The sequence below is a fragment of the Pantoea sp. 18069 genome (assembly GCF_902706035.1).
Classification (GTDB): Bacteria; Pseudomonadota; Gammaproteobacteria; order Burkholderiales; family Burkholderiaceae_C; genus Comamonas.
In genome coordinates this window covers 82754-99615 of the sequence record NZ_CACSJA010000001.1, presented here as the reverse complement: position 1 = coordinate 99615, position 16862 = coordinate 82754, and the positions used below count along the sequence as shown (strand labels likewise).

Genomic DNA, 16862 nt, shown 5'->3' with positions numbered 1-16862 from the left:
CCTTACTGGCGATGCAGGGGCAGGTCGGCGCCGGTGCGCAGGCGCTGGCCCGAGCCGTCGCGCACGGTGTTGCCGGCGGCGAATTCGCGCGCCGCGGAAAAGCGGCTGCGCAGCCCGTTGCTGTCGATGACCTGCAGCTGCACGTAGTAGCGGCCCGGTGCGAGCGTGTTTGCGGCCCAGCGCGGCTCCTGCAGCAAGGCGTCATGCTGCACGTCTGCGAAAGCCAGGTCGCTGGCCACCATCAACCGGTAGCTTTGGCCGGGCTGGCCCGGCCAGCTCAGCTGCGCCGTGCCGTCCTGGTTGCCCAGCGCGAGCTCGTCGGCGGCCAGGGTGGGCGGCGGCGTGGCCACGGTGAATGCCTGGCCCGCGGCAAACGGTCCCTGGTCGGCAGCGTCGGCCGGCGTGCTGCGGATGCTGGCCGCGCGCCACTGGTAGTCGCCCGCGGGCAGCGCATCGACGGACAGCCGGCATTCGCCGTCCACCCGGGAGTCGAGCAGCGGCTGCGCAAATCCGGTTGCACCGGCTGCGCCCGCGACCTGGATGCGGTAGGCGATGGCGCCGGGCACGGTGGTGCATTGCAGCGCGCCTGCGCCCTGGGCGAGCACGCCCGCGGCGGCCGGCGTCTGGTAGAGCGGCGGCACGGGTTGGGACTTGATGCGTATGCTGCGTTGCGCCAGGCGCCCGGGAATGCCCTGGGCGTCGATGGCGCGCAGCGCGAGAAAGTAGTCGCCGTCTTCGAGCGCCGCGAACCGCTGCTGCGGCGTGTCGCTGGCCGCGCTGCGCACCACGGCGCTGAATTGCGCATCGCGCGCGACCTGCAACTGGTAGCTCCGGGCGTTGGAAATCGCGGGCCAGATGATGTCTAGCCAGTGGGCGTCTTCGTAGCGCTCGGGCAACTGGGCCAGATCGGGCGCGGGCAGCAGCGCGGTGGGTGCTCCCACGGCGGCCTGGGCCGTCACGGCCAGGCCCTGGCCGGCCTCGAGCAGCGACACGCGGCTGGCGTTCGGGCGCTGCGCGGCGGCGCTGGCCACGGCCACCGAGCCTTCGTCCACGGCGGTGATGGTGCGTCCCGTGGCATCGGCCTGCACATGGAAACGCGTGCCGCGCACGCTGGTCGACGCCACGGGCGTGCGGATCTCGAAGTGGCGCTGGTCTGCGGGTTCGCGTGTGACCGATGCATCGAGCGCGCCCGAATGCAGGTCGAGCACCGATTGCAGGCTGCCCGCGCGGCCGCGCCGGCGCATCTGCTGCAGTTGCACGTCGGACTGTGCCTGCACCCGCACCAGCGAGCCGTCGGCCAGGCGCACCGACACGAACGCATTGGCGGCCAGTTGCAACTGCTCGCCTTCCTGCAGCACTTCGCCGGCCTGGACATTGCGCCGCTGCGCCGCGCCTGCCGGCGTCTGGCTGTCGCTGCTGCGGCGCGCGGGCGTGATCGCCACGGCCTCGCCGCGCACGTATTCGACCGAGGCCGTGGCCAGGCGCAGCAAGCGGTCGGGAAAGCGCAGCGTGAAGCCCGGCTGCAGGTGCAAGGGATTGGCGACGCGGTTGAACGACTGCAGTTCAGGCCACAGGCGGTGGTCGCCCAGGTATTGGCGCGCGATCTGCTCGAGCGTGTCGCCCGGCGCCACGCGGTGGGCAATCAGGCCGTCGACCATCAGTGGCGTGGCTTGCACGGATGCGGCCATGGTCCAGGCAAACAAGAGGGCGCAGACGGTGCGCAGCGGGGGGCGGGGCAGGGAGGCAGTGGGGCGACAGATCATCATGGGCAGGGCAGGCCGTCAGGTCGGTGGCGGCGGTGCAGCCGGGGAGTCGCGGGCATCCAGGCGGTAGCCATAGCCATAGATGGCCGAGATGGTGTAGCACTGGCCCGGACGCAGGTTCATCAGCTGGCGCAGGCGCGAGATATGGGTGTCGAGCGTGCGCGACAGCACTTCGGCGCTGTGGCCCCAGACCGCATCGCGCAGGTGGTCGCGCGACATCAGCCGGCCCTGGTTCTGGAACAGCAGCTTGGCGAGCGCGAACTCGCGGTGGGTCAGCTCGAGCGGCTGTCGATTGAACTCCAGCGACTGCGTCGAGGATGTGAAGCGATAGGGGCCGAACTCCTGCACATCTTCCTGGCCGTCGGGGTAGGCCCGGCGCAGCAGCGCATGGATGCGCGCGCTGAGTTCGCCCATGCGTACCGGCTTGACCATGAAGTCGTCGGCGCCGCTGCCCAGGCCGGCGACGATGTCGCTCTCTTCGCTGCGGTGGGTGATGAAGAGGATGGGAATTTCCTTGCCGATCTGCTCACGCACCCATTGCACCACCTGCGGGCCCGAGGTGTCGGGCAGCTCCCAGTCGATGATCAGCAGGTCGAAAGTCTCGCGCCGCATTTCCTGCATGAACGCGGTGCCGGTGGTATGCGTGCGGCATACATGGCCGGCGCCCTGCACGACCTGCTGCACCATTTCCAGGTACAGCGGGTCATCATCCAAGACTGCAATTCGGCGCATCTTCGCTCCTTTTGATGGCGTCACATGGGACCACGGCGCCTTCAGGCGTTGGCCGCGGCCAGCAACTGGTCCAGCGCCTGGGTGACTTCTGCGGGGTCCACGCCCTCGACGGGCGCGAGGCGCGCGCCCAGCTCGGCGAGTGCGGCCGCTCCCTGCTGCTGCAGCCGCGCAATGCTCTGGCCGGCTTCCTTGGGGGCGTCGAAGCCGGTGCTTTGCAGCAGCAGCTGGCCGGTCGCCGACAGCAGCTTGAAATAGAACTTGCCGTCGGCCTCGCGGTACTGCTTGAACTGGGGCAGGGCCGACTTCTGGGCCTTGGCCGCTTGCGGGGCCTGGGCCTGGGCGAGGCTGCGCAGGCCTACGGCTTCGCGCAGCTGCTGGGTGAACGGCGTGGCCAGCGCGCGCGCGCGTTCGCCGCCGGCGCGCAGGATCCTCTCGATCTGCGCGGGGTCGGCCATCAGGCTTTCATAGCGCGCGCGCATCGGTGCGATTTCCTGGTCCAGGCGCTCGAACACCAGCTGCTTGGCCTCGCCCCAGGCAATGCCCTGGGCGTACTGCGCGGCCAGCGCCGCGGTTTCCTCGACCGAGGCAAAGGCCTGGAACAGCTGGAACAGCGCCGAGCCTTCGACGTCCTTGGCTTCGCCGGGCGCGCGCGAGTCGGTGGTGATGCCGTTGATCAGTTTGCGCAACTGCTCGCGCGGCGTGAACAACGGGATGGTGTTGTTGTAGCTCTTGCTCATCTTGCGGCCGTCGAGCCCGGGCAAGGTGGCGACGTTGTCGTCGATCACGACTTCGGGCAGCACCAGCAGTTCACCGTAGAGGTGGTTGAAGCTCGAAGCGATGTCGCGCGCCATTTCCAGGTGCTGGACCTGGTCGCGGCCCACGGGCACCTTGTCGGCCTTGAACATCAGGATGTCGGCGGCCATCAGCACCGGGTACATGAACAGGCCGGCCGTGACGTCGGCATCGACGTCGTTGCCTGCGGCGACGTTCTTGTCGACCGAGGCCTTGTAGGCATGGGCGCGGTTGAGCAGGCCCTTGCCCGTGACGCAGGTCAGCAGCCAGCACAGCTCGGGGATTTCCGGCACGTCGGACTGGCGGTAGAGCATGACCTTGTCCGGGTCCAGGCCGGCGGCCAGCCAGCTCGCGGCGATTTCCAGCGTCGAGCGCTGCACGCGCGCGGGATCGGCGCACTTGATCAGCGCGTGGTAGTCGGCCAGGAAGTAGAAGCTTTGCACGTCGGCGCGCTGGCTCGACTGCACGGCCGGACGGATCGCGCCCACATAGTTGCCCAGATGGGGCGTGCCCGAAGGTGTGATGCCGGTGAGAAATCGGGTAGTTCGCATGGAAAAAACAGCCAATATGTCGCTAAAACAAAAAAGGGGGGCGCTCAGCGCAGCAGCGCGAGCAGCGGTGTCAGCAGCAGCTCAATGGCGCTGGAGCCCAGGTTCATCAGCGGGATCAGCCAGAAGGTGCCGACGATGCCGAGCACCACCAGTGCGAGCACGATGAAAAAGCCAAAGGGCTCGATGCGCGCGACCTGGTTGGCGAGCCGCCAGGGCAGCAGGCCGACGAGGATGCGGCCGCCGTCGAGCGGGGGCAGCGGGAACAGGTTGAAGGCCCACATCACCAGATTGACCAGGACGCCGGCGCGCGCCATTTCGACGAAGAAGCGCTCCTGCACGCCATTGGTCACGAGCACCATGAACACGATGGCCCAGGCAATGGCCTGGAAGAAGTTCGATGCCGGCCCGGCCAGTGCGACCCAGATCATGTCGCGCTTGGGGTTGCGCAGGTTGCCGAACTGCACAGGCACGGGCTTGGCATAGCCGAACAGAAATTGGCCCGAGGTCGCGAAATACAGCATCAGCGGCATCAGAATGGTGCCGACGGGGTCGATGTGCTTGAGCGGGTTGAGCGTGATGCGTCCGAGCAGGTGCGCGGTGTTGTCTCCGAAGTAGCGCGCGGCATAGCCATGGGCGGCCTCATGGACCGTGATGGCGAACAGCACGGGGAGGGCATAGATGAGTACGGTTTGGATAAGATTGGATAAGTCCACGCGATGATTGTCTCAGACCAGCGCCTTTTACGTATGGTCGCGTGCGACTGCGGGCATGTCCGGAGCGCCGAATTGTCAATTTGTTGCAAAATGCAATCGGATCCGTACCTGCCTCGTTGTCCGGCAGGGCCAACCCACAACCAAACACAACATTGAGACAGTTGCGCCAGGCGCAGAGAGAGGCAGAAATGGGATTCGGGAGCTGGAAGATTGGCACACGGCTGGTGATCGCCTTCGGTGGCATCTGCGCGTTGATGGTGGCGATGATGCTGGTGGCCGCCTGGTCACTTGCCGGGGCCGAGCGCGCACTCGAGTCCGGCGGCGCGACCGACGTGGCGCAGACCGCGGTGCAGCAGGTCCGCTGGTGGGTGCTGGGTCTGGGCAGCGCCGTGTGCGCGCTGGCGGTGGGGGCCTGGGTCAGCCTGCGCCAGGGCATCGTGCGGCCGCTGCAGCAGGCGATCCTGATCGCCGAGACCGTCGCGGCCGGCGATCTGAGCCAGGAGTTCAGCTCCAATCTGCAAGGCGATTTCGGCCGCCTGCTCGGTGCGCTGGGCACGATGGAGGACACGCTCACCGAGCTGGTCGGGCGCATTCAGCAGTCCAGCGATTCGATCTGCGTGTCGGCCTCGGAAATCGATGCCGGCAATGCCGACCTGTCGCGCCGCACCGAAGACCAGGTGGCCGCGCTGACGCAGACCGCGGCCAGCATGGAGCAGCTCACGGCCACCGTGCGCCAGAACGCCGATCGCGCGCATTCGGCCAGCGATCTGGCCGTGGGCGCCTCGGCAACGGCCGAACGCGGCGGCGTGGTCGTCGGCCAGGTGGTGCAGACCATGGAAGCCATCAGCGGCAGCTCGCGCAAGATTGTCGACATCATCCAGGTGATCGAAGGCATTGCGTTCCAGACCAATATCCTGGCGCTCAACGCCGCCGTCGAAGCCGCGCGCGCAGGCGACCAGGGCCGGGGCTTTGCGGTGGTGGCCAGCGAAGTGCGCAGCCTCGCCGGGCGCTCGGCCGAAGCCGCCAAGCAGGTCAAGGCGCTGATCACGGCCAGCGTGGACCAGGTGCAAAGCGGCTCGGGCCTCGTCGGCCAGGCCGGCAAGACCATGCAGGAAATCGTGGGCGCGGTCGGCCAGGTCACCGGCCTGCTGGGCGAAATCTCGCAGGCGCTGCAGGAGCAAAGCGAAGGCATCGCCCAGGTCAATCTGGCCGTCGCCCATATGGATGGCGCGACCCAGGAAAATGCGAGCCTGGTCGGCCAGGCCGGCCATGCGGCGCAGGCGCTGTCGGAGCGGGCGCAGGATCTGCAGCGCGCGGTCGGTGCGTTCAAGCTGGATGACGACGAGGTCACGCCGGTGGTCGTCAGCCGGGCCGTTGCTGCGCGGCCGGCGCTGGCGCTGGCGGAGTGAGTTCAATTCCGTTCATCCGAACGGATGAGCAAGCATCGCGCTCAAATTCTTAAATACCGCTCGCCCTGAGCCCGTCGAAGGGCGTTTCAGGGCGCGGTAGTGTGTCGCGAAGTCTCATGTCCGAAGGCCGGGCCGCTCATTCTTCGGTCCTTAGGCGGGCCTGGCATGAACGCATGATGCTCAAAGCCCCAACGGCCCCAATGCTCCCCGTCCCTGACGCACAAGCGTTGCATCCCCGCCATTGGCCATGGTCGTGAGATCCAGCACCGTGGTGGGCTCCTGCGGGCAGGCACCGGCGTCGACGATGGCGTCGAGCAGCTTCTCGAAGCGTTCGCGAATTTCCTGCGGATCGTTCAACGGCTCGGTCTCGCCCGGGGGAATGAAGGTGGAGGCCAGCAGCGGCGCGCCATGCAGCTCGAGCAGCAGCAGCAAGCCCTTGCGGTCAGGCACGCGCAGGCCTATGGTCTTGCGCTGCGGATGGCTCACGCGGCGCGGCACTTCCTTGGTCGCATCGAGAATGAAGGTGTAGGGGCCGGGCGTGCCGAGCTTGAGCAGCCGGTACTGGCGGTTGTCGACCTGGGCGTAGTTCGCGAGTTCGGACAGGTCGCGGCACAGCAGCGTCAGATGGTGCTTCTCGTCGATCTGGCGGATGCGGCGGATGCGGTCCACGGCGTCGCGGTCGTCGAGATGGCACACCAGCGCATAGCTCGAATCGGTGGGCACGGCCAGCACGCCGCCTTTTTGCAGCAGCGTCGCGGCCTGCTTGAGCAGGCGCGGTTGGGGGTTGTCGGGGTGGGCTTCAAAGTACTGGGCCATTTGCAAGCGCTCCGTGGCAGAAGGAAGAGGGGATGTCAGGGCTGCTGAATGCGCTCGGCCAGCAGTTCCCAGACAGGGGTCAGCGTGCCGGGCAGCAGGGGCAAGGCCCCGAGGTCGGTACGCGATTCATGCGGGCTGTGGAAGTCGCTGCCGCGCGATGCGGCCAGGCCGAACTCCTTGGCCATCGATGCATAGGTCAGGTATTCGGCCGTGGTATGGCTGCCGGTGACGACTTCGACACCCTGGCCGCCATGCGTCTTGAATTCGGAAAACAGCGCGTATTCCTCGTTGGCCGTGAAGCGGTAGCGCGCCGGGTGGGCAATGACGGCCACGCCGCCGGCGGCTGTGACCCATTGCACGGCGTCCTGCAGGCGCGCCCAGCGGTGCGGCGCAAAGCCCGGCTTGCCTTCGGTCAGGTACTTGCGAAACACTTCGCCCATGTCGCGGCAGACCTTGGTCTCGACGAGGAAGCGCGCGAAGTGGGTGCGCGAGATCAGCGCCGGGTTGCCCACGTAGCGCAGCGCGCCTTCGTAGCTGCCGGGAATGCCTGCGAGTTCGAGCTGGCGCGCCATTTCGAGCGCGCGCGGGCCACGTCCGCCGCGTGTTTCTGCCAAACCTTGCTCCAGCGCCGCGTTGTCGGCGTCAAAGCCCAGGCCGACGATGTGCACGGTCTCATTGGCAAACGTCACCGAGATCTCGACGCCCGTGAGGCAGGCCAGGCCTTGGGCCCGGGCCGCGGCCGCAGCCTGCTTCTGGCCGCCGATTTCGTCATGGTCGGTCAGCGCCCACAGCTCCACGCCATTGGCGCGCGCACGCGCGGCCAACTCTTCGGGAGTCAGGGTGCCATCCGAGACGATGGAGTGGCAATGCAGGTCGGCGTTGAGGTAAGTGGGCACGGACCCATTGTAGGCCGGGCTTCCACACGGCTTCTGCTTATCGTGCGTAAGAGCGCAGATACAGTTCTGCACCTATAGAACGGGCATGTTCCAGCGTGGGGGCACCGAGCAAGGGCCGCCCCGCAGCGATGGTGCCGTGCCTAGCCGGCCGCCCCCCTCCACCGAAGGTTGAGAGGGGGAAGCCGGGGCCCGCCCAGGGCGATAGCGGCTCAGGGGGGGCTTCCCATTTCCGCGCCTTCAAGCAGGAATTGCACGCGCCGCTCGCCACGCCATTCGTTGACGTCCAGACGAAACGCGATCCGCACGCGCTCGGGCAGCGGGTCGGTGTGGCCGAACCAGATGCCGTCCACGGGCTGGCCGCGGTGGCGCAGCTTGAGCGACAAATGCTTTTCGCCGACCAGGCGCTGCGACAGCACGTCGACTTCCTCGCTGAACGTGGGCGCGGCAAAGCCCTGGCCCCAGACTTCCTGGTGCAGCTTGTCGACCAGGTCGGCATGGCAGTACTCGGGCGCGAGCGGGCCGTCGGTCTCTATGCGCCGCGTGAGCGTCGCGGCGTCCAGCCATTCCCTGGCGACCTGGGCCAGGGCCTGGTCGAAGACCTCGAAATGCTCCTCGGCGATGGTGCAGCCCGCGGCCATCGCGTGGCCGCCAAAGCGCAGCAGCACGCCGGGGTGGCGCTTGGCCACCAGGTCCAGCGCGTCGCGCAGGTGAAAGCCGGGAATCGAGCGGCCCGAGCCCTTGAGCTCATGCCCGTGCCCGGGCGCGGCGCTGGCCGCGAACACAAAGCTCGGGCGGTGCAGCTTGTCCTTGATGCGCGAGGCGACGATGCCGACCACGCCTTCATGGAAATCGGGGTCGAACACGCTCACGGCCGGCGGCGCCTCGTCACCTTCGTCAAACAGGCTTTCGACCATCAGCAGCGCCTGCTCGCGCATGCCGCCTTCGATCACGCGGCGTTCGCGGTTGATCGCGTCCAGCGTCTGGGCGAGCTCGGCCGCGCGGGAGCGCTCTGCGGTCAGCAGGCATTCGATGCCCAGCGTCATGTCGGCGAGCCGGCCCGCGGCGTTGATGCGCGGGCCCAGCGCAAAGCCGAAGTCGAACGTCGTGGCCACGCGCGACTTGCGGCCCGCGGCGTCGAACAGCGCGGCCAGGCCAGGCTGCATCTGGCCCGCGCGTATGCGCTTGAGGCCTTGCGCGACCAGGCGCCGGTTGTTGGCGTCGAGCCTGACCACGTCGGCGACGGTGCCCAGCGCCACCAGCGGCAGCAGGGGCTCTAGCCGGGGCTGGCTGTCGCGGTCGAATACATTGCGCGCGCGCAGCTCGGCGCGCAGCGCCATCAGCACATAGAACATCACGCCCACGCCGGCCATGGACTTGCTCTCGAAAGTGCAGCCCGGCTGGTTGGGGTTGACCAGGGCATCGGCCTCGGGCAGTGCGGGCCCGGGCAGATGGTGGTCGGTGACCAGCACCTGCATGCCCAGCGCGCGCGCCTGGGCCACGCCCTCGACGCTGCTGATGCCGTTGTCGACGGTGATCAGCATGTCGGCGCCGCGCTCCTTGACGCGCCGCGCAATCGATGCCGTGAGGCCGTAGCCGTCGACCACGCGGTCGGGCACGAGGTAGTCGACATGGCGCGCGCCCAGCAGGCGCAGGCCCAGCACGGCGACGGCGCAGGCGGTCGCGCCGTCGCAGTCATAGTCGGCGACGATGCACAGCCGCCGGTCGCTGGCGATGGCGTCAGCCAGCAGCCGCGCCGCAGCATCGATCCCCATCAGGCCCGAAGGCGGCAGCAGGCGGGCCAGCGCGTCGTTGAGTTCGTCGGCCGAATGCACGCCGCGCGCTGCATAGAGCTGGGCCAGCAGCGGGTGGATTCCCGCCTGCTGCAAGGCCGACAGCATGGCGGCGGGAATATTGCGTTCGATGATGTTCATAGCATGGAGGGCAGGTCGGGCAAGCCCTTTGGCTTGAAAACAGATTGGAGCTTTTGCCATGCGCCCGCGCGTTGCGGCCGCCAGGTCAGCGCATTGCGCTCGCCGCTGAGCGTCAGCTCCACGGCTTCGCCGCGCAGATGGGCCGCGAGCAGTTCGCGCAGCAGGCCGGCGTCCAGCGCCTGCCAGGCCTGGCCCCAGACGGGCCAGTTTTCCTGCAGCGCGGCTTCGCGCAGCGCCACCAGCGCGGGATCGATCGGCAGCGGCTGCACGGGCACCGGTGCCTGCAGCCGGCCCGCGCCATGCAGCCAGAACGCGTTGACGGGCGGCAGACCGCGCGCTGCGCGCTGCTCGTTGAACGGGTGGGTGTAGAGCAGCATCTGCACTTCGCTGTGCAGGCGGTTGACGGTGCGCGCGGTCTGCGCGTCGGGCAGCCAGCGGCGCACGTCGCGGCCTATCACGCGGTCCAGCGAGGCCGTGCGCAGGCCGGCCAGCGGCGCACCGCTGGCCAGCCAGCGGTCGGCACGCTCGAACTGCAGCGCGATGCCGTCTTCGGCAAACCAGGGCGCAAGAATCTCGAGCAGGGCGCGCGACTGCGCTTCGTCCAGGCCCAACTGCGCGGGGTCGGCCATGTGCACGGTGTCGGCGCCTATGCGCCAGTGGCAGGGCGACATCCAGGCCCAGGCCTGGGCCTGCGGCGCGGGGTCGGCGCCCTGCTGTTCCCAGGCGGCCCAGGGCACGCCGCTTTCATGGACGGGCAGTTGCAGTGCGCGCGCCCAGGCGCGTTCGTGCGGCGGGCAGAAGTCGGTTTCCTCGCCCAGGTCGCTGCGCACCAGCGCCGCATGCTGGAGCAACTGCTGCAGATGGGGCAGCTGCAGAGTGGGCCACAGCGCGGCCGCGCCTTCGGCCGCGCTGGCGAAGGCAATCGTGTGGGCGATGGTCTGGGCCGAGGTGTCGGCGGTGTCAGGCGAAGGCAGGGAAGCGGTCGGGATCGGGGGCATGGCCGCTATTGTCGGGCAGCGGCCGTTTCTGCTGCGGGGTGAGGTCTCCTGCGCAATCCCAGGGACTTGCACCGGCAATGCCACAATGCCACCACCATGCAAATACCCTATGAGCTGGCCCTGGGCTGGCGTTACACCCGTGCGGGACGCGCAACGCGCCGCAACGGTTTCATCTCCTTCATCTCCGGTGTGTCGATGCTGGGCATCGCGCTGGGCGTCGCCGCGCTGATCATCGTGCTCAGCGTGATGAACGGCTTCCAGAAGGAAGTGCGCGACCGCATGCTCAGCGTCGTCTCGCACATCGAAATCTTCGCGCCTCAGGGCGCGGCGCTGCCCAGCCTGGAGCGCACGCTGGCCGAAGCCAGGCGCAATCCGGACGTGGTGGGCGCGGCGCCGTTCGTGTTTTCCCAGGCGCTGATCGCGCGCGGCGAGGACATGAAAGGCACGCTGGTGCGCGGCATCGATCCGGCGCGCGAGGCTGAAGTCACCGATCTGGCCGAAACCAACGCCCAGGCGCTGGCGCAACTGGTTCCCGGCGAGTTCCGCGTGGTGCTGGGCATAGAGCTTGCGCGCTCGCTGGGCGTGCGCAGCGGCGACGCGGTCACGCTGATCGTGCCCGGCGGCCAGGTCACGCCGGCCGGCGTGGTGCCGCGCCTCAAGCAGATGACCGTGGCCGGGACCTTTGATTCAGGCCACTACGAATATGACTCGGCGCTGGTGATGCTGCACCACGAGGACGCGCAGCGGCTGTTTCGCCTCGAAGGCCCGACCGGCATACGGCTGAAGATCAAGGACCTGCACCAGGCGCCGGCCGTCGCGCGCCAGCTGGCCGACTCGCTGACCGACCATCTGCTGATCCGCGACTGGACGCAGCAGAACAAGACCTGGTTCTCGGCCGTGCAGCTGGAAAAACGCATGATGTTCATCATCCTGACGCTGATCGTCGCGGTCGCGGCCTTCAACCTGGTCTCGACGCTGGTCATGACCGTGACCGACAAGCGCGCCGACATCGCCATCCTGCGCACGCTGGGCGCGAGCCCGCAAAGCATCATGGCGATCTTCATGGTCCAGGGGGCGATGGTCGGCGTGATCGGCACGCTTGGCGGACTCGCGCTGGGCCTGGGCATCGCGCTGAACATCGATGTGATCGTGCCGGCGATCGAGCACGCGTTCAACGCGAGCTTCCTGCCCAAGGACATCTACCTGATCAGCAAGATGCCCAGCGAGCCGCAAAGCTCCGACATCGTGCCGATTGCCGTGATTTCCCTGATCCTGTCGTTCGTGGCGACGATTTATCCCAGCTGGCGTGCCAGCCGCGTGAACCCGGCGGAGGCACTGCGCTATGAATAAGAATAATTCCCAGGCCGTAGTGCTGCAGGCGCGTTCGCTGAGCAAGCGTTTCACCGAAGGCCGGCTTGATGTGCAGGTGCTGCGCAGCGTCGATCTGTCGGTGGCTGCGGGCGAAACCCTGGCCGTGGTCGGGGCCTCGGGCTCGGGCAAGAGCACCTTGCTGCATCTGCTCGGCGGGCTGGACGCGCCCAGCGACGGCTCTGTCTGGCTCAAGGGCCAGGCGCTCAACGACCTGTCGCCGCAGGAGCAGGGCAAGCTGCGCAACCAGCACCTGGGCTTCATCTACCAGTTCCACCATCTGCTGCCCGAATTCAGCGCGCTCGACAACGTCGCCATGCCGCTGCGCATACGCCGCCTGCCCGTGGCCGAATGCCGCGAGCGCGCGCGCCAGATGCTCACCGCCGTGGGGCTGCAGGACCGTGTGCAGCACCGGCCGTCCGAGCTGTCGGGCGGCGAGCGCCAGCGCGTGGCGATCGCGCGCGCGCTGGTGACCGAGCCGGCCTGCGTGCTGGCCGACGAACCCACGGGCAACCTCGACCGCAGCACGGCCGACGCGGTGTTCGCGCTGATGCTGGGCCTGGCGCGCGACAAGGGCACGGCGTTCGTGATGGTCACGCACGACGAATCGCTGGCCGCCAAGTGCGACCGTGTCGTGCGCATCGTTCAAGGGCAACTGGGCTGAGCCACGGCAGGCGGCAATGGCTTTCTGGATAGACACCCATTGCCACCTCGACGCGCCCGAGTTCGATCCCGATCGTTCCGAAGTGCGCGTCGCGGCGCGTGCGGCGGGCGTGGGCCACTGCGTGCTTCCCGCGGTGGAGCGCGGCAACTGGGCCACCGTGCGCGAACTCGCCCATGCGGGGGGCGACAGCTATGCGCTGGGTATTCACCCGCTGTACACGCCCCAGGCGGGTGGCGACGACCTGGACCTGCTGGCCCAGGAGATTGCCGCGCAGCGCGGCGACGCGCGGCTGCTGGCCGTGGGCGAGATCGGCCTGGATTTCTTCGTGCCCGGGCTCGACACCGAGCGGCAATTGCAGATCTACCGCGCGCAGATCGCCCTGGCGCGCCGCTTCGATCTGCCGGTGATCCTGCATGTGCGCCAGTCGAGCGACCGGTTGCTGCAGCAGCTGCGCGCCACCCCGGTGCGCGGCGGCATTGCCCATGCGTTCAACGGCAGCGCGCAGCAGGCGCAGATGTTCATCGATCTGGGATTCAAACTCGGCTTTGGCGGTGCGCTGACCTATGAGCGCGCCCACAAGCTGCGCCGGCTCGCGGCCGGGCTGCCGCTGTCGGCGCTGGTGCTGGAGACCGATGCGCCCGATATTCCGCCGCACTGGGTCTACACCACGGCCGAACAGCGCGCCGCGGGCCGGCCCCAGGGCCGCAACAGCCCGGCCGAGCTGCCGCGCATTGCCGAAGTCATGGCCGGGCTGCGCGGCATCGGCGTCGAAGCGCTTGCCCAGGCGACCACAGCCAATGCCTGCGCGGCGCTGCCGGGCATGGCTGCCTTGCTCTGAATACTGCCTGGCCAGCGCGCAGCACTGGTTTCGGGCCAGAATGCAGCCACATGACTGTGCCGCCGCGATCGCTTTTCCCTTGCGCTACAGCGCTGTCGGCGCCTGCACGCCTGCAGGGCCTTGCGCCCGTGGTGGGCCCGCGCACGCAGTTATTGGTACTGGGCAGTTTCCCGGGCGTGGCATCGCTCGCGCAGCAGCAGTACTACGCCCACCCGCAAAACCAGTTCTGGCGCCTGTTGCAGGCGCTGTGGCCCGGCCATCCCCAGCCCGGCCCGCAGGACTATGCGGGGCGCTGCGCCTGGCTGCTCGAGCGCGGGCTGGGCCTGTGGGATGTCTATGACAGCTGCGAGCGCCAGGGCAGCCTGGATGCGGCCATACGCCGCCCGCAGGTCAATGATTTCGCGGCGTTGCGCGCGCACTGCCCGCAGCTGCGCGTGCTCGCGCACAACGGCGCCGAGAGCTTTCGCCATGCGGACGCGGCGCTGGCCGCGCTGCACCTGCCCGGCGCCGCGCCGCTGAGCCGCGCGCCGCTGCAGGCGCTCAAGCTGCCTTCGACCAGTCCTGCGAACGCGGGCTGGAGTTTTGAACGTAAACGGCTGGCCTGGCATGAAGCCCTGGCCGCCGCTGGATTGGTGACAACGTGACGACCCGCAAGAAAAATGACAGCGCAGAGCTGCCCGAAGTCAGTGTTTCGGACGATGGCGAAGTGCGCCATCTGCACCTGGGAACGCCCTGGATCCAGGGCTCGATGCGGCTCAAGGAGCCGTTCGCGCTCGAACTCGAATACGTGCAGCGCATGATGGCCTGGCTGCTGTTCGTCGACCCGGCCAGCGTGACCAAGCGCTATGCCGTGCAGCTGGGCCTGGGCGCGGGCGCGATCACCAAGTTCTGCCACAAGAAGCTGCGCATGCAGACCACGGCCATCGAACTCAACCCGCAGGTGATCGCCGTGTGCCACAGCTGGTTCAAGCTGCCGCACAACGGCCCGCGCCTGCAGGTGGTGCTGGCCGACGCGGCCGAGGAAATCCGCCGCCCCGGCTGGGAAGACCAGGTCGATGCGCTGGCCGTCGATCTCTACGACCACGACGCGGCCGCGCCGGTGCTCGACAGCGCCGCGTTCTACGCCGACTGCCGCGCGCTGCTGACCGAAGACGGCTGCATGACCGTGAACCTGTTCGGTCGCTCGTCGAGCTACGAGAAAAGCCTGGCGAAGATGGCCGAGGCGTTTGGCGAGGACGCGCTGTGGGCCTTCAAGCCCACGCGCGAAGGCAATACCGTGGTGCTGGCCCAGCGCACCGCCTCGCGCCCGGCACGCGCCGTGCTCGACGAGCGCGCGCAGATGATCCAGTCGCGCTGGGACCTGCCGGCCGCCAAGTGGCCGCGCGGCTTCAAGCCCGTCGTCAAGCGTTGAGCAGCCCCTGAGCCGCTGCGCGGCCCTTCCTCGCCTGAGCTGGAGCACGCCAGTTGCATAGGCTGTGGGTGGTGCGAGTGCCATGGTTACCAAGAGGCCGCGCCAGCGTTTACAGTGGCTGCATGTCCTCCGCCACTTCGCCTTCTTCCCCCGCACCCGCGGTCCTGCCTGAATCCGGGCCGCTGCAGTGGCGCAGCATCGTGCGCTGGCTGCAGGCCGACGGCGTGATCACGCCCCATGAGGCCGAGCGCACCATCGTGCGCTGCTCGCAGGCCGAAAGCAGCCTGCACCCGCTGGTGCGGCTGGCCCATGTGGCGATGGTGCGCGCCGATGGCGCGCCGGCGCTCGACGTCGAGGCGCTGACGCAGTACGTGGCCCAGCGCTGCGGCCTGCCGTACCTGCGCATCGATCCGCTGCGCGTCGACGCGGGCCGCGTCGCCGAGACCATGAGCGCGAGCTATGCCGAGCGCCACAAGGTGTTGCCGGTGCAGGTCACGCCCGAGGAAGTGGTGGTTGCCACGTCGGAGCCGCTGATCGACGACTGGGTCGCCGAAGTCGAGCGCCAGGCGCGGCGCAAGGTGCGCCGGGTCATGGCCAACCCGCTCGACATCAAGCGCCTCACGGCCGAATTCTTCGCGCTTGCCAAGTCGGTGCGCGCTGCGCAGAAAAGCGGCGGCGCGGCGAGCACCGCGAGCTTCGAGCAACTGGTCGAACTCGACAAGGGCAACAAGCAGCTCGACGCCAACGACCAGGGCGTGGTGCGCGTCGTCGACTGGCTGTGGCAGTACGCGTTCGACCAGCGCGCCAGCGACATCCACCTCGAGCCGCGGCGCGAGCAGGGCGTGATCCGCTTTCGCATCGACGGCGTGCTGCACCCGGTCTACCACCTGCCCATGGGCGTGCTCAATGCCATGGTGGCGCGCGTCAAGCTGCTGGGCCGCATGGACGTGGTCGAAAAGCGCCGCCCCCAGGACGGCCGCATCAAGACCCGCAACCCGCGCGGCGTCGAAGTCGAAATGCGCCTGTCTACGCTGCCCACGGCGTTCGGCGAAAAGATGGTGATGCGCATCTTCGACCCGGACAACGCCGTCAAGGACCTCGCGGGCCTGGGCTTCGCGCCGCACGATGCCCAGCGCTGGGAGTCGCTGGTGCGCAGCCCGCACGGCATCATTCTCGTGACCGGCCCCACGGGCTCGGGCAAGACCACCACGCTGTACGCGACGCTCAAGCGCATCGCGACCGAGGAAGTCAACGTCAGCACGGTCGAGGACCCTATCGAAATGATAGAGCCGAGCTTCAACCAGACCCAGGTCCAGCCGCAGCTCGATTTCGGCTTCACCGAAGGCCTGCGCGCGCTGATGCGCCAGGACCCGGACATCATCATGGTCGGCGAAATCCGCGACCTGGCCACGGCCGAGATGGCCGTGCAGGCCGCGCTCACCGGCCATCTGGTGTTTTCCACGCTGCACACCAACGATGCGCCCAGCGCCGTGAGCCGCCTGATGGAGCTGGGTGTGCCGTCCTACCTGATCAACGCGACGCTGCTCGGCGTGCTGGCCCAGCGGCTGGTGCGCACGCTGTGCCCGCAGTGCAAGCAGCCCGATGAATCGACCTCGCGCGACGACCTCGCCGAGGCCGTCAAGCCCTGGAAGCTCAACGGCGGCTACCGCCCTTACCAGCCCGTGGGCTGCACCGACTGCCGCATGACGGGTTTCAAGGGCCGCACCGGCCTGTACGAGCTGCTCACGGTGAGCGAAGCGCTCAAGGAGCAGATTCATGCCAACCCATCGATCGACGGCCTGCGCCGCCAGGCGGTGGCGGACGGCATGCGCCCGTTGCGCCTGGCGGGCGCGCTGCGCGTGGCCGAAGGCCTGACCACGCTGCCCGAAGTCATAGGCAGCACGCCGATGCTGGGTTGAAGGCTTCTCGGTACAAACCCTTGGGGGCTGCGCGTGCAGCATCCTGGGGAATCGTGCAAAC

15 protein-coding genes are annotated in these 16862 nt (G+C 68.4%); 7 read left to right on the top strand and 8 right to left on the bottom strand.

Translation table 11 applies throughout. The features are described 5' to 3' along the window. Window positions 1-2: 2 nt before the first annotated feature. The 4 genes from GVL12_RS00470 to GVL12_RS00455 all read right to left on the bottom strand — a co-directional run bounded on the left by GVL12_RS00470 (window position 3) and on the right by GVL12_RS00455 (window position 4503). Window positions 3-1688, bottom strand: a complete 1686-nt coding sequence (locus GVL12_RS00470; RefSeq protein ID WP_159910678.1) for a FecR domain-containing protein — start codon at window positions 1686-1688, stop codon at window positions 3-5. A gap of 93 nt (window positions 1689-1781) precedes the next feature. Beyond that, window positions 1782-2495, bottom strand: a complete 714-nt coding sequence (locus GVL12_RS00465; protein WP_159910677.1) for a response regulator transcription factor — start codon at window positions 2493-2495, stop codon at window positions 1782-1784. 41 nt (window positions 2496-2536) lie between these two features. Next, complete coding sequence (locus tag GVL12_RS00460) at window positions 2537-3838, bottom strand: tryptophan--tRNA ligase (protein ID WP_159910676.1); 1302 nt, start codon at window positions 3836-3838, stop codon at window positions 2537-2539. A gap of 44 nt (window positions 3839-3882) precedes the next feature. Next, window positions 3883-4503: a site-2 protease family protein gene (locus tag GVL12_RS00455; protein WP_200843390.1), complete on the bottom strand. Its 621-nt coding sequence runs from the start codon at window positions 4501-4503 to the stop codon at window positions 3883-3885. Between the two features lie 236 nt (window positions 4504-4739). Between GVL12_RS00455 and GVL12_RS00450 the strand changes: the two genes are divergently transcribed. Next, a complete protein-coding gene (locus GVL12_RS00450) occupies window positions 4740-5960 on the top strand; it encodes a methyl-accepting chemotaxis protein (RefSeq protein ID WP_159910674.1) in 1221 nt (406 codons plus the stop codon). 180 nt (window positions 5961-6140) lie between these two features. Here GVL12_RS00450 and GVL12_RS00445 read toward each other — a convergent pair whose 3' ends face one another. The 4 genes from GVL12_RS00445 to GVL12_RS00430 form a co-directional block, all read right to left on the bottom strand. After that, entirely contained in the window at window positions 6141-6776 is a 636-nt protein-coding gene (locus tag GVL12_RS00445; protein ID WP_159910673.1) for an L-threonylcarbamoyladenylate synthase, read from the bottom strand. 35 nt (window positions 6777-6811) lie between these two features. After that, window positions 6812-7672 carry a 3',5'-nucleoside bisphosphate phosphatase gene (locus GVL12_RS00440; RefSeq protein WP_159910672.1) on the bottom strand — a complete coding sequence of 287 codons (861 nt, stop codon included), beginning with the start codon at window positions 7670-7672 and terminating at the stop codon, window positions 6812-6814. A 209-nt stretch (window positions 7673-7881) separates the two neighbouring features. Then, entirely contained in the window at window positions 7882-9603 is a 1722-nt protein-coding gene (recJ, locus tag GVL12_RS00435; RefSeq protein ID WP_159910671.1) for a single-stranded-DNA-specific exonuclease RecJ, read from the bottom strand. Further along, the gene (locus GVL12_RS00430; RefSeq protein ID WP_200843389.1) at window positions 9600-10601 is read right to left on the bottom strand and encodes a hypothetical protein; all 1002 of its coding nucleotides are present in this window, start codon (window positions 10599-10601) and stop codon (window positions 9600-9602) included. The genes recJ and GVL12_RS00430 overlap by 4 nt, the downstream gene beginning before the upstream one ends. Window positions 10602-10697: 96 nt before the next feature. On the opposite strand from GVL12_RS00430, the gene GVL12_RS00425 reads away from it, so the two are divergent. The 6 genes from GVL12_RS00425 (at window position 10698) to GVL12_RS00400 (ending at window position 16801) form a co-directional block, all read left to right on the top strand. After that, entirely contained in the window at window positions 10698-11951 is a 1254-nt protein-coding gene (locus GVL12_RS00425; RefSeq protein ID WP_159910670.1) for a lipoprotein-releasing ABC transporter permease subunit, read from the top strand. Continuing rightward, the gene (gene lolD / locus GVL12_RS00420; RefSeq protein WP_159910669.1) at window positions 11944-12633 is read left to right on the top strand and encodes a lipoprotein-releasing ABC transporter ATP-binding protein LolD; all 690 of its coding nucleotides are present in this window, start codon (window positions 11944-11946) and stop codon (window positions 12631-12633) included. Before GVL12_RS00425 ends, lolD begins: the two co-directional genes overlap by 8 nt. A 16-nt stretch (window positions 12634-12649) precedes the next feature. Beyond that, window positions 12650-13471: a TatD family hydrolase gene (locus GVL12_RS00415; protein WP_159910668.1), complete on the top strand. Its 822-nt coding sequence runs from the start codon at window positions 12650-12652 to the stop codon at window positions 13469-13471. Window positions 13472-13521: 50 nt separating this feature from the next. Then, on the top strand, window positions 13522-14115 hold the full coding sequence (locus tag GVL12_RS00410) for a DNA-deoxyinosine glycosylase (protein ID WP_159910667.1): 594 nt from the start codon (window positions 13522-13524) through the stop codon (window positions 14113-14115). Then, window positions 14112-14882, top strand: coding sequence for a spermidine synthase (locus GVL12_RS00405; protein ID WP_159910666.1), 771 nt, complete (start codon window positions 14112-14114; stop codon window positions 14880-14882). Before GVL12_RS00410 ends, GVL12_RS00405 begins: the two co-directional genes overlap by 4 nt. Window positions 14883-15004: 122 nt before the next feature. Beyond that, window positions 15005-16801, top strand: coding sequence for a GspE/PulE family protein (locus GVL12_RS00400; RefSeq protein ID WP_159910665.1), 1797 nt, complete (start codon window positions 15005-15007; stop codon window positions 16799-16801). The last annotated feature ends 61 nt before the right edge of the window (window positions 16802-16862 follow it).